This is a genomic window from Mesorhizobium sp. WSM3868, from assembly GCF_002294785.1.
Taxonomy (GTDB): Bacteria; Pseudomonadota; Alphaproteobacteria; order Rhizobiales; family Rhizobiaceae; genus Mesorhizobium.
On sequence record NZ_NSGB01000020.1, the window covers coordinates 1 to 24,495 of the forward strand.

Here is a 24,495-nt window from a genome sequence, read left to right on the forward strand (position 1 = left end):
CAGCATGAATGGTGAATCATAAACCCGCTGATTTGGGAATCCTCAACGACTCCCAACAATTTCATCCCGCTCTAGCAGCAATCCCAAGGCGGCGCCGGGACGCCCTGGGGCTGTACCCGTTATAGTGGATAGTGGGCATTCTCTCAGGGGGCTGGGGCAAAATGAACAAGCAATCGTGGAAGACTGCGGTCGAAATCGTCGGCGAATTCAGAAGCAGGCATTACGTCCGGATCATCGAAGACGGCGTTGTGAGCATTAAGGCATTCGATTCCCATACAGAAGCCGAGACCTTCGCCGCGAGCGAAAAGGCGCGGCTCGAAATTGTGCCATCTCGTTGAATACCAAAGGGCGAAAAGGACCAGAAGCCGAAGCCACCGGGCCAAAAGAACCCCAACTTGGAGAGTTCACCGAATCCGGTTGAACGCCATCACACATTCGCGATTGCCCGGCCACAAGAGCAGCCGGGGCCTATGCGCAATCGCGGGGTTGCCCTGTCAGCGAACCGCCACCATCACAAACCGCGCTTGGTGGTCCGTCAGCACTAGGAATTCGGAGCCGTGGATGGCTTCCATCTTCTCAGCGAGTACGCGGGCGAGTACCTCGATTTCTCGCGTTTGGCCTTTGCCTCTGCGACGGTCTTCTTGAAAGTCAGTCGCCATAGGCCGGCACACCACCATCGCCGGCATCCTCCTCGCGGTCGCTGCGAGAGCCGGCAGCCCAATGAAGCTGACAGGCACGTTTGAGATCGCTAAGGCTGGGCTCTGCCGTGCCGTCGTCCTCATCGTCGCAGTTGTCGACTTCAAGGTCGAGCGTATTGCCTGGCCCACCGCCAGCGCACCAGCCTAGCGCCGGCTCGTCGTCCAGTCCCGGCCGCCTTCGGCAGCTTCTCGGCCGCAGCGATGATAGGCGAATACCTTTGCGACCAGTCGTGCAAATTGCGGGAGAAGGCGCGCTCGCCGGCCCCGTCGAGGATGACCTGGGTTCTGTAGCCGTCATATTTGATTTCGTGCAGCCAATCCATCGCTGACTGGCGGTGTTTCAACCTGGATTGGCTCAAGAGGCCTAATAGAGGACAGCCGGGCTTCGCCGGCAGGCTTACGCATACGAACCCCAATGCAAAACTCGAATTTGATTCAATATCGAATGGCGGCTTCGGTTCCGTTAGCAGTTACTGAAACACCTTGCCGCGATTTGGCATTCGCACTAGACTCGGCGCTTCTCGCAGCGTGCCACGCTCCTCCGGTTTGCCCAGGAGATGCCGAATGCGCGACGTTTTGCTTTTCATTCTGTTACTGCTTCTGCCCGTTCCGACGGCATCTTATGCCGCGGCCATCCACGACGCGGCCGTGAAGGGCGATATCGGGGCGATCAAGGCAGCTCTCGACGCAGGTGCCGGCGTCGATGAGAGTGACGGGAAAGCGACACCACTCTATCTTGCGGTCAAGGGCGGGCATTTTGCAGCGGCAAAAATGCTTATTGAACGCGGTGCGGACGTCAACGCCGCCCCGACACCGGTTTTGGGTCCTGCCCTCATGCCAGCTTTGGCAAAACGCAGGATCGACCTGATCAATCTGTTGCTGGACGGCGGCGCGAATCCAAATTCGAAGCGCAGCCGCGAAAACGCTATCCACATCGCGGTCAATCTCGGTTGCATCGATTGCGTTAAGGCACTGGTCGAGGCCGGCGCGGACGTGAATGCGAAGACAAAGGACGGCAAGACACCGATCCATCTCGCAAAACGCAAGGGGCAACGCGAAATCGCTGACTATCTCATGTCGCACGGGGTCGTCTTGCCCACACCAGCTCCGATCTCGATGAAGTTGGCTGTTGCCGACGTCGAGAATGGCCGAACCTACTTCACCCATGTGTGTCACGGTTGCCACAATGGCGAGCCCCAGGCAGGGAGCAAAACGGGACCGAACCTGTGGGGGGTCGTCGGCCGCGACAAGGCTTCCACGGCAAATATGGACTACTCCGACGCCTTGCTAGGCTGGGAAGGTGTGTGGACGTATGAGGACCTGAACAGATATCTTTTCGGGCCTATGCTCACCACGCCGGGCGTGAAGATGGAGACGCCTGGCGTTCCGGACGAGACTGAACGGGTCAACCTGATCGCCTACTTGCGCACACTCAGCGACAAGCCGGTCCCGCTCCCCTGATTGCTCGCAAAGGGAGCCCCGTTCATGAAAGCATACGCGCAGCACGCCTTGGCCGGCTGAGACCAAACATCTGTTTTGTTTTAGGACGGGAATGCTGGCGCCAGTCTTGCATCGAAGAGATTGCCGGTTCCTCCACCGGACTCCTGATGGGGATCAGGATGAGTGCGCCGGGCTTGAGGATTTGGGGTTCCTCGCCCGGCGATCTTCTTGTCGCAGTCGCTCATGATCTTGCTCATCATGAAGACCCCGCGCGGGCTGACCAAACAACAATTGATATCGCCCGCCGTGACGCTATGGTTAACGCTGTCCGGGGTTTTGGCTACCCACTCCCGGACCACCTCGGCCCGGCGGTGCGTCACCGCTTCCCCCCGAAGCAAGACGGCTGCCGGGCCGTTCTACAGCCTCCAGGCTCGTGAGCGCGGCAGGTTCTAGCCGAGGCCATAGCCCTGGCTATGTAAGTTGCCCGCCATTCGAGAGTGCAGAACGAAAAGAGACCAAGAGCGTGGCGACCACCCTATAAGCCGCCGAGGAGAAAGACGGCACTGGTGCCCAGCCGGGTTGAGGCTTCCGACATTCATCTGAAACCTTATGAACGGCCCCGCGTTGGCTTCTCACGATTTCGTTACCGCGGAGGTAAGATGCAAGGTGTGAAGCGGTCGCGCTGGACGGAAACCTACGACCCAGACGAGTTCGCGGCAAAGCACGGTTTGACAACCAGGCAGGCCGAAATTGTCATTCAGAGCAATGGTCCATCCAAGCGCAAATGCGACTTGGCAGCCGAGGCATTTAGGGCCGCGCTTAAATATTGCCGTCACTCGCGAGAAAAAGGTGCGAGAAGATCTCCTCTAAAGTCGGGAAGCAATGAAGCGCCTCAGGGTTGAAGTCATGTCCGGGCGAAACCTCAAGGTGGGCCGACCAGCCTGATGAGGCTCCGGGCTTGTTCCTCCGTGATCCCGGTCTCCCTTGCCGGCCGGTGCGCATAAATAAGCAACGTCGGCGTCCGGTGGCCGCCGGTCGGTTTCAGGACCGCGCGTGTCGGCTTCCGGCGCGACGGCGCCCATCCGTCGCAAGGTCTTCCATTGACCGAGCGGGCTTTTAGGTTCGGTGGGCAATTCTAGACTAGTTTTCCGCAGGGCTAAAGACGACCGCACCGTTATCCCTGCGGACTTCAACGGATATGACCCCGTCATCACCCTTTCGGGTCTGGAACATGGAAATTGCATGATCCCTGGCCGTCTTTTCGGCGTCGAAGATCACCTTGTCGATGATGCCTTTTCGCCCATACCAGATAACAGTGTAGGCCATTGGGGCTCCCAGCTTTACGCTAAGCATATAGGAGTTCGATGCATGGCGCGACGGTCTTTGAGTGCGCCCCAAGATGACGGATCCTCAGATACCTCTTCGGGCCTATGCTCACCACGTTAAGATGAAGATTACGGGTGCCCGGACGATAGCGAACGGGTCAACCTGATCGCCTACTTGCGCACATTCAGCGAACAAGCCAATCCCGCTCCCCTGCTTCCTGGCCGGAGGAGCCTATTTATTGCGTCCGTTCGATGCGGTGATCAAACAAAATCGGGGTCATACCTCGTCCAACGACTACGAGCAGCAGCGTATCTTCCAGTGATTTCACTTTGGCCTGACACCTGACGAGTATCGCGAGAAGGGAGGTGACCTCACCCGCCGGCAAAATAGAACTGCCGATCGCTATCGAGGGCCAAGGATCTGTTGCTTCGAATGAAACGACGGTTCTTCAGTTCGCGCTTGGTTTTGCCAAAGACCTAGAGGCTTCGGTCCGGCTTCGCCTTGGAGTGCAACATAGCGGTCTCTAGCAGCGACGAGTCACTGTGCCAATGCATCATCGGCGAGACCTTGGCCGTCCAGTAACGTCGCCAGTCGCTTTTCTGTCCCCAGCAGCGGCTTCCACGATTAACGCCGACCGAAGCCTTGATCCTGCTTTGATTCCCACTTCCTTCGCTGCGCCCTTAACTTCGTCTCTGTGCATCGTTCTCGCCTTTTGAGCAGCGAAGTCTGCTTACGGCCGCCGGGCAAGCTAGCTCCAATGGCCGGACGGAGGCGCAGAGCTGCCGTCGCGGCATTTTCGCGTTGGAGACGCCATCAATCTTGGGCAATAAGAATTCGAGAAGTGCTGATCCGGTGCGCAGGGCTGTTTAGCCAGCCGCATCCAGAGTGCCTTGGCGCTTCCGTTTTGCTAGAAGTCCCGTCAGCCAATCCGGATCCATTGCCGGGACGGAGGAGAGTAGCAGTTCGGTGTAGGCAGCGTGGGGTGACGTCAGTATCTCGGTTTTTGGACCCTGCTCCACAACCTTCCCTTGGTGCATGACGACGACTTCGTCCGCGATTGCTCTTACTGTCGCGATATCATGGGTGATAAAGATGTAGCTGACGCCGAGTTCGCGCTGTAGGCGTATTAGAAGCTTCAAGATTTCTTCTTGCACAATTTGATCCAGAGCCGAAGTGACCTCGTCACAGATGATGAGCTCGGGATTCGCGGCGAGCGCGCGCGCAATGCAGATCCGCTGTTTCTGGCCTCCGGACAATTCACCGGGCAGCCTGTCGAGGAAACTTTCGTCCATCTCGATCATATGCATGAGTTCGCCGATCCGGCGGTCGCGCTGCTCCCCTTTTAAGCCTAAATAGAACTCGAGCGGACGCGCGATTACCTCCTCGACAGTCTGGCGAGGGTTAAGCGCGCTGTCCGGCGATTGATAGATCATTTGTATACGCCGCAGCAGGTCTTTCGAGCGCTGCTTTAAAGACAAGGGAAGCGGCTGGGCGTCAAATGAGATCGACCCGGACATAGCAGGCAGCAAACCGGTCACGACACGGGCGAGTGTCGATTTCCCGGACCCTGATTCACCCACCAACGCGACTGTCCGGCCACGCGGAACCCTGATGGACACGTCCGACAGCACCTTGACCCCTCCGGCATATGCGGCGGTGACATTGTCGATGGTAAGTATGTGGTCCCGGGCCTCAATCTCCGGCTTGGCAAGTTTGCGCACAGCCCAGAGCGTCCGAGTGTATTCCTGAGCAGGGGCCGTGAGCATCTGCCGTGTACCCGCTTCCTCGACAGTTTGTCCGTGGCGTAGAACCATGATCCGGTCCGCCATCTGCGCCACTACCGCCAGATCGTGTGTCACGTATATCGCTGCAGTGTTAAAATCTTCAACGACCCTGCGGATCGACGCCAAGACCTCGACTTGCGTTGTCACATCGAGCGCAGTTGTCGGCTCATCGAACACAATCAGGTCGGGTCGGCAAGCCATGGCCATGGCGGTCATGGCTCGCTGCAACTGGCCGCCGGATACCTGATGCGGATAGCGGAAGCCTATGGTCTCTGGCTGTGGAAGTTGGAGGCGTTTATAAAGCTCCACAGCATCACGGTTGGCCTCGCCTCGGCTGGCGATCCCGTGCGCAACCGCCGTTTCCACGGTCTGATCAAGGAGCCGGTGAGCCGGGTTGAACCAGGCAGCCGCGCTTTGCGCCACATAAGCAATGCGGGAGCCTCGGAGCCGCCGACGGCGTGCTTCGCTCATCGACAAAAGATCGACCCCATCGAACAGCACCGAGCCGCGGGTAATGCGGCATCCTGGCTTGGCATATCCCATTGCAGCAAGGCCGATAGTGGACTTGCCGGCTCCGGATTCCCCAATCAGGCCCAACACTTCTCCGCGCTTGAGCGAGAAATCCACACCGCGTACGATCGGGTGCCAGCGCTCGTCGGAGAATCCTTCAACGTGAAGGTCGCGGACCGTGAGAAGATCTGTCCCCCTTTCGCGCGCGATGACACTGCTACTTTTCATCACGCAGCCCGCTCGTTGAATGCAGAAACCAGTCCACGACGAAGTTCACCGCTACTGTGAGAAGGGCAATGGCGCCCGCGGGCAAAAGCGGCGTGACATCGCCATAGGTAATCAGCGTCGCGTTTTCCCGCACCATCGATCCCCAATCGGCGGATGGCGGCTGTATGCCGACGCCCAGGAACGACAATGCTGCAATGGTCAAAAAAACAAAACAGAATCGCAGACCAAACTCTGCGATGAGCGGCGGCAGAATGTTGGGCAAGATTTCCTTGCGGAGAATCCATGCGGGGCCTTCGCCCCGCAGCTGTGCGACCTCGACATATTCCATCACCACTACGTTCAGGCCAACTGCCCGGGCCAGACGGAACACGCGCGTCGAATCGAGCAGCGCTATCACCAAGATCAGGCTGGTTATCGAAGAGCCGAATATCGAAAGCAACATCAGCGCGAAAATCAGGCTCGGGATCGACATCAACACGTCCACGGCGCGTGACAATAGTTGGTCTAGCCACCCCCGGTACATTGCAGCGAGAAGGCCGAGCGTCACACCCGCTGCAAAGGACAAGATAGTTGTGATGAAGGCGATGCCGATCGTGTTGCGGGCGCCGTAGATCAGTCGCGTAAGTATGTCGCGACCGAGTTGGTCAGTCCCGAACGCAAACTCGTGGCTCCAGGGCGCGAATGCCTCGCTAAAGACCTGTGTTTCTCGATATGGAGCGATGAGAGGCGCAAACAAGGCGACAACAGCGTAGCAGAGGATCACGCCCATACCGAACCAGGCGCTGAGCGGGGCCTTCTTCAGGGCTATTCTGATGCGAGATCGGCGCGTCCGCCTTACCCTTGGCGCCCTGGTGGTCTGGATCACGGGCTCTGCACTTGTCATCGTGGGTGCAAAAGTCTCGGGTTGGTTGCGATCGAAATGATGTCGGCGATCAGGTTGAGCAGGATGTAGGTAGCGGCGAACACCAGCGCGCAGGCTTGAACAACCGGTACGTCTCTCGATCTCACGGCATCGACCATCAGTTGGCCGACGCCGGGGTAGACGAACACCACCTCGACAACCACGACACCGACGATGAGATAAGCGAGATTGAAGGCCACAACCGTCACAATCGGGGCCCAGGCGTTTGGCAACGCGTGCCGAAGCACGACCACCATTGGCCTCATTCCCTTCAACCGGGCCATGTCGATATAGGGGCTCGAAAGCATGTTGAGAATCGCTGCGCGCGTCATCCGCATCATGTGAGCAACGATGACAAGCGTGAGCGTGGCGGACGGCAGAGCGGCGCGCCAGACATGGTCCCAAAAAGGGGTCTGGTCGTTGATATTGGCCAGTGTCGGGAACTTCGGCACGACGTTCAGGGTCCAGTTGATCGAAATTGCCAGCCAGACGGGTAAAGACTGTGCGAATTCGCTGCCCTCAAAGGTATCGCGCGAGATAATCAGGAAGGCGAGCATGTAGGCTACGAAGAATTCCGGGAACGAAATGGTCGTAAGTGTTACCATGTTTACAACCCGATCGAACCAGCTGTTGCGATACAGGGCCGCGACAATGCCCAGCCCCAGCGCCAGCGGCACCGCGATGAGAGCGGTCATGACCGCCAGGAACATGGTGTTGTAAAGGCGAGGTGCGATGATCTCGGCGACCGTCCGCCGGTAGCCGGTTCGACTGGCAAAAGAGGATCCAATGTCACCCTTCGCCATCTTACCGATCCAGCTGAAGTAACGCTCAACTGGGGGGCGATCGAGGCCGATCTCGTGTTGAAGGGCCGCGACCGTTTCCGGGGTGGCAGATTGACCGAGTGTCGCCTTGGCGAAGTCGCCGGGGAGCATTGCAATCGCCGAAAAAATGATGATCGAGACGACGAACAGGGTAATTAGGCCGAGGCCTAACCGTTGTAGAACCGTCTTTGCGACCGGATTCAAACGCATGCGCGCATTCCCAGGATTGCGCCGTCCGCAGGGCGAGCGACGCAGCTGGCAAACACCCCCTACGCCTCCGCCATCCACCAGCGCTCTGCCATCTTCAGTCCGTCATTTTCCCAATTCGGCGCCACATCGCCATGGCCTAGTTTCTTGGATTGGGCGCTGACGAAGTTGTTAAACACCAGCACGATGCTACCGCTATCGTCGTGGGCCAGCTGTTGCATCTCGCCATACATAGCGGCGCGCTTGGCTTCATCCGTCTCGGCTCGTGCTTGGACAAGCAATTCGTTGAAACGAGGATTTTTCCAGAATGACTCGTTCCAGCTGGATTCCGCTGCGAAGGCTTGTGTGAACATCCAGTCGGCTGTCGCGCGACCGCTCCAATAGGAAGCGCACCACGGTTTCTTGAGCCAGACATTGTCCCAATAGGCGTCCTCCGCCTCGCGCACCACATTGACGTCGATGCCGCACTGTGCGGCAGTCTCGCGAATGAGCGCCCCCGCGTCCACCGCACCTGCGAAAGCGGCATCGGCAACCGAGAGATCAACCTTTAGCTTTTCCATTCCCGCCTTCTTCAAATAATGGCGGGCTTTTTCAGGATCGAAACGGTGTTGCGGCTCCGGGTTCTTGTAAAACTTGATCGCCGGCGCGATCGGACTGTCATTGGCAACGGTGGCATGTCCGAGGAAGATTTTGTCAGCGATCTCTTGACGGTCGATCGCCCACTTCATTGCCATGCGGACGTCCGGATTGTCGAAGGGTGCCATAGTGACGTTCATCGGCAAGGTATAGTGGCCGTAGCCGGTGACTTCGATGATCTCGATTTTTGGATTGCGTTTCAGCATGCCGAGTGTCTTCAGATCGGCGCGGCCAATGTAATCCACTTCCCCGGTGGAGAGGGCAGCCATGCGTGCCGCCAAATCAGTAATGGCGATGAACTCCACCTCATCCAAGTAAGGCTTGCCGTTCTTGAAATAGTTCGGATTGCGCTTGAGCTTGGCCGAAACCCCAGGCTGGAAATTCTCGAGCACGAATGCGCCGGTTCGTGTTCCTGATGCCCAATCCGCCTTCCCGTCCACGCTCGGCATGATGACGAAATGATAGTCGCTCATGATGTAAGGGAAATCGGCGTTGCCGCTGTTGAGGGTGAAGACCACCGTTTCCGGGCCATCCGCCTTGATGTCGGAAACGGATTCAAGCAGAGACTTCGCCGCCGATTTGGTATCGACACCCATGTGATACCGCATCGAGGACACGACATCTTCGGCCGTCACTTTCTTGCCGTTGTGGAAGGTCACGCCCTTGCGCAGCTTGAAAACCCACGTTTTTGCCCCGTTCGAAGATTCGAAGCTCTCGGCCAAGTCCGGCTGTATGCCACCCTTGGCATCGACCTCCGTGAGCCCGTTGGACATAGCGCCCGAAAAGGCCGTTTGCGTGAAGGTATCCGGGTAGCCGGCCGGATCGATGGAATCTGTCGTCGCGCCATGGGCCATACCAAGTTTGGCGAAGCCGCCTTGCTGCGGTTGTGCCCGCGCTGCGGTGACGAAGATCTGGTCGGAGGCAGCGACGGTTAGGCCCGCGGCTAGTCCCAAATGGATGAAGTCGCGGCGGGAAACCTTGCCCCGCCCGATCAGACTTTGCGCGATGCGAAATTTGTACTCAGATTCAGACATTTCCGTTCTCCCATTTGCGGATTTTCCGCGTATTTTTTTGAAACGCTCTTAACAAGCTAGTCCGGGATTTGTTCGTCCCTTGCTTACGTCTCCCTGCACAGGACTACTGATCGTTTTTTGCGGTCACGCCGTCACATAGATATTGCCGTCCTCAACTGTGACCGGGAATGTTCGCGCACGCACAGTTGGGTCGACGAGTGCCGAACCCGTCTTGATGTCGAACTCCCAGCCGTGCCAGGCGCAGCGCACGATCTCGTTTTCTCGATGATAGATGAACCGCGCATCCTCGACCGGCGCAGTCGTGCCGCATTGCGGCCCTTCACAGAGGGGCGCGCCGCGATGCGGACAGATGTTGAGCAGCGCGTGGAAGCTCTCTCCGATGCGGAACACCCCCACCGAAAGGCTGCGGACTTTGGCAATGACGGGTGTCCCGGCTTCGATCTCGTCAACGCGGCAGACGAAGGTTTTCTCGCCCATATTCTACTCCGTCAGGCGGCGTTCGCGGTCAGGATGGCAGGAATGCGCTTGTAGACGTCGAGCGCATTCTGACCCATCACCTTCGCTTTCCAGGAAGGCGGGATGTGGAGCGTATTGGCGTCGTCATAGTCCCAGTGCGGATAGTCTGACGCGAACATCAGCGTGTTCTCGCCATCCATGGCTTCCAGAATGGACCACAGATGCTGCACGTTGGCTGGCTGCTCCAACGGCTGTGTTGAGAAGCGGATGTTACGGCGGCAGTATTCCGATGGCAGCATCTTGAGCCATGGCGTTTCTTTACGCAGCGCCTTGTAGTCAGCGTCGAGGCGCCACAGCACCGTCGGCACCCATGCGACGCCGCATTCGATCACGACGAAATAGAGCTCTGGCCATTTCTCAAAGACGCCGTGAGCGATCATGCTGGCGACGTGGCTGATCGCCGACATGTGCAGGATGGCGTGCGTTTCCCAGAAGAAAGTAGTGGGGGCAGGCGCGACGGCGTTCCAGTTGACGCCTCCGTGCCCGCCGAGGTGAATCGCGAACGGCAATCCCATTTCCGCGCAGGCTTCATAGATCGGGTGGTAGAAGGGATCACCATACGGTTTCACTGAGCCTTGGGAGGCTAGAACCTGGACCATGCGAGGATGACTGCCCAGCCGACGGATTTCAGCGGCCGCCAGCTTTGGATCCTGGGGCGCAATGACGATCGACCCCATGAAGCGGTTGTCCTTCGGCAACCACTCCGCGATCTGATAGTCGTTGTAGGCACTGACCAGGGCGCTAGCGTAATAGGGGTTTGCCAAGGTTGAGGCTTCAATGGGCTCGTCGCCGGTCAGGACTGCCACCCCGACATTATACTTGTCGAGATGTTTTTCCTTCATGATCCGGTAGTTGTCCGCCTCGGTCTCGGGCCGCACATCTTTTCGGGAGAAATCCTGCGGATGAAACCAGGGGCGATGGCCGTGTGGGAAAGATCCTTTGGGGCCAGTCTTCTCGCCCTCGATGAACATGTCCTTCCAGATGCCCGAAAGATACGGCTCCAAAACCGTGGCGCTTGACCAGTAGTTGTGACAATCGCAGTCGACGATAAACACTTTAGCTTTCGCTCCCTGTCTGGCTTAGCCGCGCCGAGCCGTTTACTGCCTCCACCTTCCGCCTTGACAATTCCCGGATCAAGCCAATGATCTCTGGCTAATGATCGGCTTTTTCGATTAAGGCGTGCTGCATGCAGTTGGACCACATCGAGACGTTTCTCGACATCATTGAATCGCGCAACTTCAACCGGACTGCGGACCGGCTGAACATTACTCAGTCTACGGTGAGTTCTCGGATCAAGGGTCTGGAAAGCGCGGTTGGGTCAGAGCTTTTCCATCGTGGTCGTGCTGGCGCTGAGCCGACCGCGGCAGGGCGACGTTTCGAAGCCTACGCGCGCGCGATGCTTTCGACGTGGTCGCAAGCGCGCCATGACGTTCGCGCGTTCAACCGATTCGAAGGGACGCTACGTGTGGCCGCACAGGTTGGCATGACACGCTCGGTGCTGCCTGGGTGGGTGGAGGCGCTCTGCCAGGTTCTTCCAAAGGCCTCGATACATGTAGAATCCGACTATTCCAATCAGATGGTGACCGATCTCAGCATGGGAAACCTAGACATAGCCGTGCTCTATGCACCCCGCTATCTTCCCGAAATTACTTATGAGCACCTCATGGTCGAGGAATATGTGATGGTCTCCACCCTTGCGAGGACACTATCGGAGGTGAATCCTGACAGCTACATTCGCCCGGGGTACACCGTCCTACTCGAGAAAACCCATTCGGAGCTGATCCCTGCCCTGGCAATTTCAAGGCTTTCCATGGGATCCGAAAGCTTGGCCGAAGCGATGCTGCGGCGAACCGGGGGGAGTTGTTATATGCGCAATGACGATGCCCGCAGGTTCACGGCCGAGGTCCCGTCGTTCCTGGTCGAGGGCGCCCCGACGCTTTACCAGCCCGTCCATACGGCCATGCTCGCCCGGCGCAAGCATGAGCCGATCATCCGCAAGGGGCTTCGTGCGCTCCAGCTCGCGGTGATGTCGCTCGAGACATAGATCGAAATACCCGATCAAAAAGTAAGGCTCAACCCGCTGTTCCGCAAAGGCTTCGGCTGGCATGTTGGCGCGTAACTGAGAGCCCAAATGAACGCACACACCTCGGTTCCGGCTTCCGAATTTGTTGCTGCGATGCGGCAGCGGCAATGGGCCGACTCATCGCCGCAGGCAATGATCTGCCGTCGGGTGATCGACGAGACGCACGACGTGAAAACGTTTGTCTTTTCGGCTGCGTCAGACCGCATGTTCTGCTTCAATGCGGGGCAATATGTGCTTCTTCGCCCGAGCGTTGACGGGCTCAATGTGACGCGAGCCTACTCCGTCTCCTCTCCACCGACTCGGCCACTTGATTTGCACATCACGGTAAAGCGGACACCTGGCGGGCTGGTCTCCAATTGGCTCCACGACAATCTGCGGTCTGGCGATGAAATCAAGATTGAAGGTCCCCTGGGTTCGTTCAAACTCGATGGCGATGCCAGCGAAAAGCCTCTCTTTCTTGCAGGCGGCAGCGGGATCACGCCTCTTATGTCGATGCTGCGAATGTTGACAGATCGAGCATCCGATCTGAACCTTCGGCTCATCTACAGCGTGCGGTCGCCACGCGATATCATCTTTAAATCGGAACTCGATGCACTCGCTGCCCGATTTCCCAACGTCGAGGTGACATTCCTTTGTTCCAAGGGAGATTCCTCGTGGGCAGGACCGAGTGGCCGGTTAAATGGCCCCCTGCTCCTGCGCCTTGTTCCCGATCTTGCCAATCGTACAGTCTACACTTGCGGCCCCGAACTCTACATGAAGGCAATACGAGCCAGTTTTGATGAAGTTGGCATTGAACCGCTGGCCTATTACGAGGAGAGCTTCGGAGGCTACGCTGGCGGTGCTGCTCCGGATGAAGCCTCTGCCATTTCGTCTTTTGTCCACTTCACCAAGTCTGGAATAGAGCATTGCTGCGCGCCCGGAGAGACCCTGCTGGATGCAGCGCGCAAATGTGGCGTCCATGTCCCCACCGCGTGCCAGCAAGGAGTTTGCGGCACTTGCCGAATAGCCAAGCTCTCCGGCGAAGTGTCGATGTGTGATCTTGGCGGGCTCACTTCCGAAGAGAAGTCTGCGGGTTATGTGCTGGCCTGTTGCAGCCGGGCGCAAGGCAATGTTTCAATCGATCTTTGACGGCCCCGGCGTGTGCCCCCCTGTGCAGTGTCGGGGTAAAGCGCAGCTCTACGTCAAAGTCCGTCCTTCTGAACGGAGGCGCGGCAAAGACCTTCCGGCCGTCGCGTCCGTGCGAACTTCACTCGACTGCTGAAACCGGGCTGATTGCGGCCGCTCGAGCACATCATCGCCTCACCATTAGGCACAGTTTCAGCCGGCCAAGCCGCCCTCGCGGTGCTGCATCGCCTCGAAGACGACTTCGAACACGCTATCGACCTCGTCGTGGAACGCTTCGGGCGAGATGCCTTCGCGCACTGCAGCCACCATCCGTGGCCGCCTGCGAACGTCCCGATGCCAGCATTCTCGAAAGGGCGCACAGTCTCTCAAGGCATGCTGTGAACGACCTTGCCGGCTTGTGATTCCGGCTCGGATGAAAAACCAACAAATGTTAATGTGGATCAGGGTGACCGACGCCACAATGAGTCAGGCCTATCGCAACGCAGTTTGCTGACCATATTGGGCCCCTTGTTTTCCGACGACCGTCGACACACGCCAGGTCCCCCGCTCCGCTCGGCGGTCGTCTTCTTGTTTCCAGAGCAATCCAACAAATGTGAGCGACGACGCACCAGCGCTGCTCATGGCCGGAACCTTTCCGTGTGCCAGACGATCTTGCCGTCTCCCTTCATGGGCTTGTGGATCATAAGCTTCCTCGGCAGATGCTCGGGGTGAACCTCGACGAGCGTCACCTTGATCTCTGGCTTGCAGCGGCTGCAGTCGAACCTCAGGCGGAATGGATTCGCGCCCCCGCCGTAAACCATCATGAGGTCAGCCGACCGGCAGTAGCGTACGTTCCCGCAGGCGCACTCCAGCTTCAAAAGCATGTTATGCCGGGTCGCCTTGCCCAGCGTGTCGATCATCTCATGCGCCATGAGAACAGAAAAAGAACAAAAAACTTGAACGTCAAGCCGGCCTATGGAATCTTTTTTGGCATGAGCGACGAACCGACACGCACCGGCGAGCCTTTGCAAACGCGCGAGCGCGGGCCTCTCGGTCACGCCTGCGAGCACGAGGGATGCGGGAAAGATGCGGGCTGGGGCTTTGCTCGCCCGAGGCAGCCATCCCACTGGTTTTGCTTTGAGCACCGTGGGGAGGGGGAACTCTACCTGTAGCGGAGGCAAATCATGACACGTGAGACGATAGCAACCGACCAGGAAGTTGCAGCCGACCAGATTGCAGAGATCTCGAGAGCCGACCTTCAGGTGATGCTCCGCGACCCGCCGTCCAATCATCACCTCGGACGTTCACTTCTATCCGTTGGTCGCCCGCTCTTAAGTTCACGTGCCGTCTTCGGCATTCAACCGTAATGGAACTTCGGCTTTGGCTCGGTACCCTCAAATTCGACGCCGACGCGGTCATTCTTTCGCCAACGAACGACAGCTTTGTAAGCGATCCCGTCGACGGGAACGTAGAGCAGAAAGCGTGCTGGGATCTGAATGTCTGCGGCTACCTTCAGTTCGGCTCCTTGGGAGTGCTGATTGCGTAGAGAGCAGCTGATTTCCGAGTTTCGGAAACCAGTGATGATCGTTCCGCCCTTCAGCACGCGCGGGCGGTGTTCTCGACGGGGAGCGTCTGGAGGTGGGGTTTCCATAGACTTATAACGTGAACGGCGTTCCAGCGCTCCGTCGAGCCGAAAATTATGGCTCAAGCAGGGCGGGACCACAGAGCGCCCAACCTGCTCACAGTTACCTCGTCAGGCTCGGTGTCGGCGGTCCTTTTCCTATTTGAAGGCAAATTTGTAGACCGCTCGATTGGTGTCGTCGGTGACGCGAACCCATTGGGCCTCGTCTCGACGGTCCTGTACCTGGCGGCCGGTCACCCATTCAGCGGCTGCTTTCGGTGAGGTGGTCCTCGCGTAGGCAACAGAGACCGCTTCGATCCCCGACATCGTTTCAACGGTATAGTTGTTCATTTGAAAAGCTCTTCAAATAAGCGCCGCCAATACATTGAAAGAGCCCGAACCGGTGCGGAAAGGGCTCTTTTGTCGGGTCTCCTCCTGACGAATCAGCCCGTTCCAAATGGGGCCCACATGCCATCCCGACGCGTCGCTATAACAGCGCCGCTTAGATGCCGAACTTCGACAAAGGACAAAGGTTCCTAGGAGTTCCTCACCGGCGGCTTTTGTTGAGGTCCTTCCGGCTGGTGTCAGGCGAATAGGTCAGGGTGATGCGCCTTCCGCCGCATGCGGCGCATTTCATCTTCGGCCACAAGTTCCATTGCTGGCGCATCAGCGCCCACGCGATCGCGTAGCGCCGGCAGATCGAGCTTCTGATGACGATGGGAATCGAGGCACCGCTGTGACGAACATGCCCGCGTTGATGTTATTGCGTCCAGCCGTCGCTCATCTGAACGACACAGGTTTCCAAGGTCAGAAGACCAAGAGCCCGCTCGCTGAGGGACAAGCAGCGCTCCAGGGGTCTCTGCTACCCAACGGCACAACCTCTGCTGGCATCGCGCCGCGAGCCCGAACTCGCAAGCTGCTAGAATGTTCCCCGATGCAATCGAAGTCGGAGTTTACCATCAGGTGAAGCCGAGGCGACCCGGCCTGCGAGCGGGGAAGTCGGGGGACGACTAGAGCGGGACAGGCCGGGCCTTTACCCCGTGTTGCGAGCCGGGGCAGATGCACATTATGCGCTGCCTTTTTAGCGACTGACATTAACATTTTCTAAGGCTTAGCTAATAAAGAGCCCGGCGCAGCTTTGTATTGCCGAGGGCCAGCTACGCTCGTCGGCGCTTAGAAAGCGCTCGCAGTAGGTCTGCTTCCTCGGTGGTGCCGTCATCGAAGGCTTGAAAGACCTCCCTAGCAAGATATTCCCGCTGTTCGCGATCCTTCTTGGCTAGGCGTCGCTCGTCGCACAACCGGTCAAACACCCGCTGGAGCAATTCCAGATCAGCCGGCCTGTATACGCCACTGCAACGCGCCGATGACATGAACGTCGCCCCTTGTACGCGGCATGTGCAGATTATCTCAAACCCGCTTTTCTTAGCTACGCCTAAAGTTCTGATGTCAGCCCCCCAAAAGGTGGCGCATTCTGAGGCGAGGTCCGCAGGAAGAGCCCGCCGCACCTCCTCTCCGCCCGGGCTCTTCTCAAAGCCGTTTTGCCTATTTTTGTGGGCCGCCGATACGCGACAAGCGGTCGAATGTCCATTGAGACACTACCAAGAAGTCCTATCGGTCGAGCTTCGGGCCAGACGGGGAAACCCGAACCCTCGCTACAGCATTTGACGGGCCCCCTCACCTTGCTGGTCGGTAGCAGCTAGACTGATGCCCGCCATTCCGTGCCTGGAGTGACGGGCATCGGCTGCATCAAGGGATCGGGTCTCTGATTCGCATCGTCAACCTCCTCTAGTCTCCAAGGGCTAAGCCATCTTGAGTTGGATTTTGCGGGCCTTGGCCGGCGCCGCCTTGGGCAGCACTAGACGCAGGACGCCGTTCTTCTGCGACGCCTCGATGCCGTCGCGGTCGATGTCCTCGGATAGCGTGAAGACGCGCTCATAATCGCCGGCGCTGTATTCGGCATAGACCTGACGATAATTTTCATGCTGTTGATCGGCCGCGTAGCCGCGGATCGCCAGTGTCCGTTTCTCAAGCGTGATATCCACTCCATCCGGGGCGACGCCGGGCATATCGACGAGAAGGACGACATTGTCCTGCGTCTCATAGATATCGGCGCGCGGCACGAATACGGACCGCGAGCGGGTCCGTTCGCCGCCGTCAGGCTTGCTGATGACCTGGCGATCGGTGGTCTTTAGTTCCTGAGCCATGTTTCCCTCCTCTCATCCCTTGATCTGGATCTTCTTCGGCCGATCCGCCTCCGGTCGATGCAGTTCGACCTCGAGCACCCCGTTGCCGAAACGCGCCTCGACCTGTTCCGGATCGACGCGGAACGGCAGTTGCACCGTCCGGGAGAAGCTTCCAAAGGGGCGCTCGCGGCGATGCCAGACGGCTTTCTCGTCCTCCGCCCGAGATTCGCATTCGCCCTTCAATGTTAGTGTATTGTCGCGCACCGTAAGATCGACCTCATCGGGCGCGATCCCAGGCAGTTCGGCTGTCAGCGCTACGCTATCCTCTCCGACCCAAAGATTGACCGGGGGAAACTCCTGGGCGGCACTGGTCAGGCCGGCCAGGCGCTGATTCACTTCCTGTTGCATGCGCCGCATTTCCAGAAACGGATCGAATCCGACGCGGCCCAAATCCGATAGCAGCATGGGTATCCTCCTTCGATTGACACCAGACGTTGCAACGCACGAAGCACGCGTGCACCGGAGCGAACTGGATCGAAGGCAGTGGGGGCGCGATCAGGCATGACCGAGACGGCCGAGAGCGCCACTCGCAATCGCGAGGAGGGAGGTTCGGGCAAACGCCGGAACACATCCTCTATGCGAGCGACATGAACCGAACTCGATCCATGATAGGACCGTTGTTCCCGTGCCAGGACCCGATAGCGGCATCCGGCAAAAATGAGTTAGGGAGGGCCAAATTGCGTTTCAAGAGGTGATCTTTGAGACGCTCCGCGATCGCCGACCGGGCCGGTTCCGCCGTGACCGTGAGCCTCACGGCGCCTTAGTAACGGAGCGCCAACCCAAAGCTCGACGGCCCTGCATCGATTGCAGAGAGGCCGTCGGGAACCGTCAAACCGGCAAAGAGCAAGCCGGCATCGGGCTATCGAGTTCTAGGCCCGCTTGGCGCGGAAGGCATAGCGGCCCTATTTCGGCCGTGACCAACTTTCGGATCTATGCCCCGCCTACCGTTGGTCACCGGCAGGGCAGCGCCTAGCTCGAGCACAGGATCGCCAATTGCATAGGTGGTGCTGGGGCGAGATTTCGCGGTGCTAGCGATTGTCAAGCAAGACGGCCAACTGTGTGGTGCCGGCGCTTTCTACAATCAGTTCTTCCAGCCATAGCTCGCTGGCACGAGTAGCAGGTGCGCGACGTCTGACGACACGTATCGCGTCTGATATGGAAACTGCTGTGGTCTTCGCATGATCATCCAGGTATCGACCCACTTCAATCACGACATCCGCATCGACGTTGGGCGGCAATTCTCGCATGGCACCCTCCTGGAAGCACGAGCCCCAAGTATCGCGCTGAGGAGTCGGAGAGTCGACACGGACCAAAGGCCGTAACGAGACGAGATGTTTTATCGATACAACATGAAGCCGCTGAACGCTCGCTTCGGCTTCTCTGATTTTCTCTTGCGGTGTGCCCACGCTTGCACCTTCCCAACGAAGGCGCCGGGCTGATCTGGGCGAGATAGATCATGCCGGCGAGCGTATGGCTTGCGACAGGCCAACCAGGCGAGGCGTCATCCAACCAGGCTTATCTTGGTTCGCTCGAGTTTGGGCCGCCGGCGTTGCCGGAATCTCCTCGCGGCATATCTATGGCAGAGAGCAGAGCGTCGCGAACTCCTGGCTCTCAAGCGGATCGGCAACGGATCACGAGCTGCTGTTTTGACGTAATTGGAATACCATGCCGCTGACTAGCGTTTAACCAATGAGCACGAGGCGAATCCGAACGGAGGACGTTCGATGCATGCCGGCTTCCCACAAAACTTGATCCTAGCTGGATTGGGAGCCCTCATAGTCAGCTGCGCTAGCGTCCCAGCTCAGAAAATGGTGGCAGTAACCGGCTATGGCCCCGACCCCACCCTGCCGAAACCGACACCCACGCTGATCCCGACCGTCAACATCGCGGAGGCAACAGGCTGGCAGAAAGGTGGTATGCCGACTCCGGCGAAGGGGCTGAGGGTGACGGCGTTCGCCGCCGGCCTCGACCATCCGCGCTGGCTGCACGTGCTGCCGAACGGCGACGTGCTCGTGGCCGAAACCAATGCCCCTGCCAAACATGACGATGGCTTCAGCCTCAGAAAGCTCGTCATGAAACAGGCCATGAAGCGAGCCGGCGCTGCGACCATCAGCGCTAACCGCATCACGCTCCTGCGCGACACCAATGGCGACGGCGTTGCGGATGTGCGCAGAATTTTCGTGGAAGGCCTCAATTCGCCCTTCGGTATGACGCTTTCCAAAGGCAAGCTCTATGTCGCCAACACCGACGCGCTCGTAGCTTTCCCCTACTCCAACGGCCAGACCGGAATAACCGCGCCGCCGGAAAAGATCATCGACTTGCCGGCCGGAGACATCAACCATCATTGGACAAAGGACGTGATCGCAAGTCCGGACGGACGCAAACTCTATGTCACCGTGGGCTCCAACAGCAACGCTGGAGAAAATGGCATCGCCGCGGAGAAAAACCGCGCCGCCGTCCTTGAGGTGGATCGGTCCAGCCGCAGCACCCGGGTTTTCGCATCCGGGCTGCGCAACCCAAACGGGCTCTCCTGGAATTCTGAAACCGGCGAGCTTTGGGTCGCCGTAAACGAGCGTGACGAGCTTGGCGACGATCTCGTGCCTGATTACATCACTTCAGTTCGCAACGGCGCCTTCTATGGCTGGCCCTACAGCTATTATGGGCAGAACGTCGACGAACGCGTCAAGCCACAGCGTCCTGATCTTGTGGCGGAGGCGATCAAGCCCGATTATGCGCTCGGCTCCCATACCGCCTCTCTGGGACTGGCCTTCTCCAGCCGCGCGTCGCTCGGCACAGTCTATGGCAACGGCGCATTCGTTGGCCAGCACGGCTCATGGAATAGAAGCGTACACAGCGGTTATAAGGTGATCTTCGTGCCATTCCGCGGTGGTAGACCGAGCGGGTCCCCGAAGGATGTGCTCACCGGTTTCCTCGGACATGATGGCAAGGCGATGGGCCGTCCGGTCGGCGTTGCTGTCGATCGGGCCGGCGCGCTGCTCGTCGCCGATGATGTTGGTAATGTCATCTGGCGGGTCAGCCGAGCGAAGGTGCGTTAGCGCCAGTGCCTTTCTGGCCGCTTTTTCCGCAACCGCGATCTCCAGCGCCGAGTATGGCCTTGCCGCCTATATCTACGCACGCGTCTTGCAAGGCACCCGCATGGCATCGAAGATCGAGTCCGTTATGATCGCGCTCAATCGCGGTCTGATGTCCGACCCTGCCGCCCCTTCGGCGGCGTCAAGCAGAGCGGGCTTGGGCGCGAGGGCGGCCAGAAGCATTACAAGCCGAGTTCATGGAGGCGAAATACTCGCCGTGATGATCTGATGAGAGAGATGGCGAAAGACCCATTCCGCACGCGCGATCACGTCCCCGAGTTCGACGACATCGTCGCCGAGATCCGCCGCAGAAGTGCGGAGACCAGGGCGAAAATCCCCATGATCGCTGATGTCGCTTATGGAGCCGGCCACGCTGAAACTCTGGACCTCTTTTTCCCGGAAGGCAGACGCGATCGACTGCCGGTGCATATCTTCATTCATGGCGGCTACTGGCGCATGTTCTCCAAGACAGATTTCTCCTACGTCGCGGCGCGTGTAACCAAAGCAGGAGCGATCGCGGTCATTTTGGGCCATGCGCTGATGCCGGCGGTGAGGATGGCCACGATCGTCGACCAGATACGCCGCGCCAAGCAGTGGGTGGATGAACAAATCGAAAGCCACGGCGGCGACCCCGGCAAATTGACCGTCAGCGGCCATTCCGCCGGCGCGCACCTCGCGACGATGCTTTTCGACGACGACAGCCGACCATCGGGTATCAAAGGAGCGCTCCTGCTCGGCGGCATCTACGATTTAAGGCCGTTGCAAGAGTCGTTCCTCGCTCCTGAAATAGCCATCACCGATGAAGAGGTTGAGCGGTTTTCGCCGATCGACCATCGTTTCGATCCGTCGGTGACAGTCCACATCTCGGTCGGGGCGGATGAAACCCCGCCTTTTCATAGCCAGGCTGCCGCTTTTGCGGAGCATCTGAAAAACCAAGGACTGGGTGTTTCACGAACGAGCCTGGCGAGGATGAACCATATGAGCAGCGTCCGCGATCTGGGCGTACCCGACACAGATGCTGCCCGGTCTTTGGTGCATCTGCTGGCATCTGTTTCAGGAGTGTCGCAATAATCGCGCGGGCTGTGCAGTGTCATGCAACCACGATGGAGGTCCTGCCAGCCTCCGCTTGCGTTACCCCCTTCCGACGAAAGAAGGTGAGCGCTCGAGAAGGAACAAGCTGATCGAGTGCAAGTTGGGACGCTCCTTTGTTGGAGTGAGCCTATGAGGCTTTACAGGGTGGAAGAGATGGTCGGCGACATGCCGATATCCCAATCGCGTAGCCAGCGCAGACACCCCTTGGGAGGCCGCCAGAAAGGCCACCGGCAAGGACGTCACGGCCCGGACAGATGAACGCTTTTGGGTGCGGGTGACCGATGAAGGAAACCGCACGGTTTACAAATATGCCTTCAAGTCTGGTGCCTCGGGCCGCCTTTAGGGTTCTGGCCGGCTTGGCCACAAGACGGACTTAGCTGGGTCCGCAGAAGAGCCCGCCGCACCTCCTCCGCGCGCGGGCTCTTTGCGTCGGGACCGACCCGACAGGGCGCGCTCGACCGTTTCCCGGGAGCCGCGACCAGGAACCGAACTGCAGCGGCCCCGAAGTGTTCCAAGACAACAAAAGCCCGCCGACCGGAGCCGACGGGCTTTGATCTGGCGACTCGAAGGGCCGAACTGGCATTCACTGCATTCCCGTAGCTGCGACTATGACGAGTCCCATCACAGCCGCAACCATGACAGCGATCATAGCGATCTCGAAGCCGCTTCCGCCATCGACAATTTTTTTGCCGGCCATGCGTTTCATACTTTCCGCCTATGCCCGTCTCTGGGCGACAAGCCATCAAACCCCCTTGCTGAAGTCTGCGTAGCGAGAAGGGCGCCGTCATTTAAAAATGATTGTAGGTCGGGCGGGCATGCCGGTCGCCATCTCAGCCGGCCAAGCCGCCCCCACGATGCTGCATCGCTTCGCTCAGAAGACGAAACACGCTGTCGATCTCCTCATATATCTCCTTGGGCGCGATGCCTTGACGCCCGGCAGTAGCCAGGAGTTCGACGACAAGATCGGCAATGACCCCTGGGTCTTCGGTGTTCACGTTTGGCAGATGTTCTGCCATCCATCGGTCCAGAAATTTCAAAGCCCGCGCGCTCATACTGAGGATAATCTGGCCGCTACCTTCGGGTCCTTCCTCGAAATCCGACCCATGCAAGAACCCGCTCGTTTGAGGGGGACGAGCGGGCTCCATGCTTTCAGACGGCACGGATAGAATGCGAGGTCGACCCGTGCCGTCGCGACCATGATCGCATGCCGGTTGAGATGTTCTATTCAGACAGAAGTCGTAGAGACGGACACTTTGGTCCCTACGCTGAAACCTTCGCCTCGCTGCATCATTTGATAGAGTCGGCGAGCATGTGTCCCCTCGTTCGGCGGCTAGTGGCGGATGCCCGCCATCCCTTGTTGCCTGGATGACGGGCCATCTGTGTGAGTACAAGTACCGCGTAAATGGCTAAGGCCCTGGCGCTGATTACCGCTCAGCGCTGGGGCCCTTCATGTATGTGGAGGGCTGAATAGCCCGGCCGTTCCCTCAATCGCGGTGACACAGGATTTCGGCAAGCCGGGCTACCCAGCAGGGCTAGGCGTCGCTGCCTAGCCTACCCTTTCAAGCTCTATCGTCAGTTGGGCGGGGTCCTCGAGGCCTTGTTCGAAAAGGCAGAAGAGCTTGCGCGCGATTTCTTCCCGCTCCTCCCGACGGGTGATGTGATGCTTCTCGCAGTATTCGTCCAGGACTTTGGTGAGCATGTCGAGCTGCGCGGAATCTGCCATGCCATGTGACAACATGCTTGCCCTCCAAGTTTTGGAGCGAAAGCCATGGTGACTGCTTCCAAGCGTCCGCGTGCCTGTACTCGGTCCGGACGACATGAGAACTGTATTCTTGGAATAAGGCCGATACGAGTCAATTTATCTCGACTGAGGTCCGATGGCCCGTAGACCTATTCGAAAGGCGTAGGGGGAGCGGCAAGCCTCCAATACCCTAACCTGCCAAGTGCACGGTGGCGTGGCGCTTGTGCTCGCCGCGAAGGAACTTCAAACTCGGCCGATGATGCCTGGCTTCACCCATTCGACATCATCGGCAAAGGCGCTCGGCCGCGCGACCTGTTCAAGTTCCTGTCAGTGGATGCGCCGATTGCTGGCGCGGAGCCTCGTCGGATGGGCACTCTGACCGAAAGCAATATTCAGTCTATAGCTCTCCGTTGCACAAACGCGGCCATTGCGCCGCTGACTTCCCTAGAGGGTTTGTCAGACAAAAGAGATTTCACATGTACCTAGTGGACCTCACCGCCGACATAGTCTCCGCTTATGTTAGCAATAATCCCGTCCCGGTAACCGGCTTGGCGGATTTGATCGCGTCGGTGTATTACTCGCTCATTGGCGTCGGACACCAAGCGCAGCCCTGCTGCCAAAGCAGGAGCCTGCCGTCAACCCGGAGCGCTCGGTCTTCCCAGACCACATCGTCTGCCTTGAAGACGGCAGGAAGTTCTCAAGTCTCTCAAGCGGCACCTGATGACCGATCACGACCTCACGCCCGAGCAGTCATCGCGCGAAATGGAACCTGCCGGCAGACTACCCGATGGTGGCGCCGAACTATGCAGAGCGGCGATCGGCGTTGGCGAAGGCGTTGGGCTTTCAGCATAAGGCTGCAGCTAAGCCGGCGAAGAAGGCAACCAAGCGGAGCGTGAGGTGAAGGCCCTCTGCGCGGCGGGTGCAAGAGCCCGCTCGTGAGAGAAGGATTGCGAGCGGGCTCCATGCTCTGCCTTCAGGCGGCCCGGATAGAATGCCGGAACTACCCCGTGCCGCCGAAGCCATATTCGCATCCCGCTGGGACGTTCCCTATTCAGACACAAGGCGTAGAGAATGACGCTTTGGTCCCTCCGCTGAAACCTTCGCCGCGGTACATCATTTGATAGAGCCGGCGAGCGGTGATGCCCTATCGTCGGCGGCAGAAGGAGTGATAGATGCCCTTGCCTGGAGTGGCCGGCATCGTCCTTTATCGGGACGCCGCGCCGTGCCATGTTGACCATAAGGGTGCGAGCGCGGCTGTCTTGGGCCAGAAGCGGATTGGCAGCTTCGAGGCTGCGCTCGGCTGCGAGGTCCTGAAGGGTTTCTCACGACGCGACCATCAGACGCCTTCAAAGGCGGCGTCGACGGTCTTCGCCGGGAGCAGCACGCGCCACGGTTCGACGAGACGGCGTGGCCGGGTT

23 protein-coding genes and 2 pseudogenes are annotated in these 24,495 nt (G+C 58.8%); 8 read left to right on the top strand and 17 right to left on the bottom strand.

The features are described from left to right. Positions 1-161: 161 nt before the first annotated feature. Positions 162-338 (top strand): hypothetical protein, encoded by a 177-nt coding sequence (locus CK221_RS30430; RefSeq protein ID WP_176478070.1) that lies wholly within the window; start codon positions 162-164, stop codon positions 336-338. Between the two features lie 461 nt (positions 339-799). Here the strand turns inward: CK221_RS30430 and CK221_RS29960 are convergent, their stop codons facing one another. Then, positions 800-1,021 carry a hypothetical protein gene (locus CK221_RS29960; RefSeq protein ID WP_245430739.1) on the bottom strand — a complete coding sequence of 74 codons (222 nt, stop codon included), beginning with the start codon at positions 1,019-1,021 and terminating at the stop codon, positions 800-802. Positions 1,022-1,262: 241 nt separating this feature from the next. Here CK221_RS29960 and CK221_RS25040 point away from each other — a divergent pair, with 241 nt between their 5' ends. After that, a complete protein-coding gene (locus CK221_RS25040; protein ID WP_095779644.1) occupies positions 1,263-2,159 on the top strand; it encodes an ankyrin repeat domain-containing protein in 897 nt (298 codons plus the stop codon). 1,119 nt (positions 2,160-3,278) lie between these two features. On the opposite strand, the gene CK221_RS25055 is transcribed toward CK221_RS25040, so the two are convergent. The 7 genes from CK221_RS25055 to CK221_RS25085 all read right to left on the bottom strand — a co-directional run bounded on the left by CK221_RS25055 (position 3,279) and on the right by CK221_RS25085 (position 11,156). After that, positions 3,279-3,464: a hypothetical protein gene (locus CK221_RS25055; RefSeq protein ID WP_095779647.1), complete on the bottom strand. Its 186-nt coding sequence runs from the start codon at positions 3,462-3,464 to the stop codon at positions 3,279-3,281. Between the two features lie 866 nt (positions 3,465-4,330). Further along, complete coding sequence (locus tag CK221_RS25060) at positions 4,331-5,986, bottom strand: ABC transporter ATP-binding protein (protein WP_095779648.1); 1,656 nt, start codon at positions 5,984-5,986, stop codon at positions 4,331-4,333. Next, positions 5,976-6,869 carry an ABC transporter permease gene (locus CK221_RS25065; RefSeq protein WP_095779649.1) on the bottom strand — a complete coding sequence of 298 codons (894 nt, stop codon included), beginning with the start codon at positions 6,867-6,869 and terminating at the stop codon, positions 5,976-5,978. Before CK221_RS25065 ends, CK221_RS25060 begins: the two co-directional genes overlap by 11 nt. Then, complete coding sequence (locus CK221_RS25070) at positions 6,866-7,912, bottom strand: ABC transporter permease (RefSeq protein ID WP_095779712.1); 1,047 nt, start codon at positions 7,910-7,912, stop codon at positions 6,866-6,868. Before CK221_RS25070 ends, CK221_RS25065 begins: the two co-directional genes overlap by 4 nt. A 65-nt stretch (positions 7,913-7,977) precedes the next feature. Next, entirely contained in the window at positions 7,978-9,585 is a 1,608-nt protein-coding gene (locus CK221_RS25075) for an ABC transporter substrate-binding protein (RefSeq protein ID WP_095779650.1), read from the bottom strand. 123 nt (positions 9,586-9,708) lie between these two features. Then, positions 9,709-10,062 (bottom strand): Rieske (2Fe-2S) protein, encoded by a 354-nt coding sequence (locus CK221_RS25080; RefSeq protein WP_095779651.1) that lies wholly within the window; start codon positions 10,060-10,062, stop codon positions 9,709-9,711. A gap of 11 nt (positions 10,063-10,073) precedes the next feature. Continuing rightward, positions 10,074-11,156 (bottom strand): amidohydrolase family protein, encoded by a 1,083-nt coding sequence (locus CK221_RS25085; RefSeq protein ID WP_095779652.1) that lies wholly within the window; start codon positions 11,154-11,156, stop codon positions 10,074-10,076. Between the two features lie 131 nt (positions 11,157-11,287). Here CK221_RS25085 and CK221_RS25090 point away from each other — a divergent pair, with 131 nt between their 5' ends. Both CK221_RS25090 and CK221_RS25095 read left to right on the top strand, forming a co-directional pair. After that, on the top strand, positions 11,288-12,145 hold the full coding sequence (locus CK221_RS25090) for a LysR family transcriptional regulator (protein ID WP_095779653.1): 858 nt from the start codon (positions 11,288-11,290) through the stop codon (positions 12,143-12,145). An 87-nt stretch (positions 12,146-12,232) separates the two neighbouring features. Continuing rightward, complete coding sequence (locus CK221_RS25095) at positions 12,233-13,312, top strand: hybrid-cluster NAD(P)-dependent oxidoreductase (RefSeq protein ID WP_095779654.1); 1,080 nt, start codon at positions 12,233-12,235, stop codon at positions 13,310-13,312. Positions 13,313-13,926: 614 nt separating this feature from the next. Here the strand turns inward: CK221_RS25095 and CK221_RS25100 are convergent. From CK221_RS25100 to CK221_RS29975, 6 genes are all read right to left on the bottom strand, one after another. After that, positions 13,927-14,208 carry a hypothetical protein gene (locus CK221_RS25100; RefSeq protein ID WP_245430740.1) on the bottom strand — a complete coding sequence of 94 codons (282 nt, stop codon included), beginning with the start codon at positions 14,206-14,208 and terminating at the stop codon, positions 13,927-13,929. Positions 14,209-14,645: 437 nt separating this feature from the next. Further along, complete coding sequence (locus tag CK221_RS30880; RefSeq protein WP_095779656.1) at positions 14,646-14,939, bottom strand: PilZ domain-containing protein; 294 nt, start codon at positions 14,937-14,939, stop codon at positions 14,646-14,648. A gap of 129 nt (positions 14,940-15,068) precedes the next feature. After that, positions 15,069-15,260: a hypothetical protein gene (locus CK221_RS25115; protein WP_095779657.1), complete on the bottom strand. Its 192-nt coding sequence runs from the start codon at positions 15,258-15,260 to the stop codon at positions 15,069-15,071. Between the two features lie 1,448 nt (positions 15,261-16,708). Continuing rightward, positions 16,709-17,113, bottom strand: coding sequence for an Hsp20/alpha crystallin family protein (locus tag CK221_RS25125; RefSeq protein ID WP_095779658.1), 405 nt, complete (start codon positions 17,111-17,113; stop codon positions 16,709-16,711). Positions 17,114-17,125: 12 nt separating this feature from the next. Beyond that, a complete protein-coding gene (locus tag CK221_RS25130; RefSeq protein WP_095779659.1) occupies positions 17,126-17,557 on the bottom strand; it encodes an Hsp20/alpha crystallin family protein in 432 nt (143 codons plus the stop codon). Positions 17,558-18,180: 623 nt separating this feature from the next. Further along, positions 18,181-18,399 carry a hypothetical protein gene (locus CK221_RS29975; protein WP_143749100.1) on the bottom strand — a complete coding sequence of 73 codons (219 nt, stop codon included), beginning with the start codon at positions 18,397-18,399 and terminating at the stop codon, positions 18,181-18,183. Positions 18,400-18,876: 477 nt separating this feature from the next. Here CK221_RS29975 and CK221_RS25135 point away from each other — a divergent pair, with 477 nt between their 5' ends. The 3 genes and pseudogenes from CK221_RS25135 (at position 18,877) to CK221_RS25145 (ending at position 21,315) form a co-directional block, all read left to right on the top strand. Then, complete coding sequence (locus tag CK221_RS25135; protein WP_095779660.1) at positions 18,877-20,208, top strand: sorbosone dehydrogenase family protein; 1,332 nt, start codon at positions 18,877-18,879, stop codon at positions 20,206-20,208. 37 nt (positions 20,209-20,245) lie between these two features. After that, a pseudogene (locus CK221_RS30885) lies at positions 20,246-20,465 on the top strand (aldehyde dehydrogenase family protein); the annotation flags it as partial. 7 nt (positions 20,466-20,472) lie between these two features. Then, on the top strand, positions 20,473-21,315 hold the full coding sequence (locus CK221_RS25145) for an alpha/beta hydrolase (protein ID WP_348628447.1): 843 nt from the start codon (positions 20,473-20,475) through the stop codon (positions 21,313-21,315). A 604-nt stretch (positions 21,316-21,919) separates the two neighbouring features. Here the strand turns inward: CK221_RS25145 and CK221_RS31125 are convergent. The 3 genes from CK221_RS31125 to CK221_RS25155 form a co-directional block, all read right to left on the bottom strand. Then, positions 21,920-22,042, bottom strand: coding sequence for a hypothetical protein (locus CK221_RS31125; RefSeq protein ID WP_280952194.1), 123 nt, complete (start codon positions 22,040-22,042; stop codon positions 21,920-21,922). 124 nt (positions 22,043-22,166) lie between these two features. Continuing rightward, positions 22,167-22,352, bottom strand: a complete 186-nt coding sequence (locus CK221_RS25150) for a hypothetical protein (RefSeq protein ID WP_245420717.1) — start codon at positions 22,350-22,352, stop codon at positions 22,167-22,169. Positions 22,353-22,882: 530 nt separating this feature from the next. Then, positions 22,883-23,074 carry a hypothetical protein gene (locus tag CK221_RS25155; RefSeq protein WP_095779662.1) on the bottom strand — a complete coding sequence of 64 codons (192 nt, stop codon included), beginning with the start codon at positions 23,072-23,074 and terminating at the stop codon, positions 22,883-22,885. Positions 23,075-23,553: 479 nt separating this feature from the next. On the opposite strand from CK221_RS25155, the pseudogene CK221_RS25160 reads away from it, so the two are divergent. After that, positions 23,554-23,978 (top strand): annotated as a pseudogene (locus tag CK221_RS25160) (MucR family transcriptional regulator). The last annotated feature ends 517 nt before the right edge of the window (positions 23,979-24,495 follow it).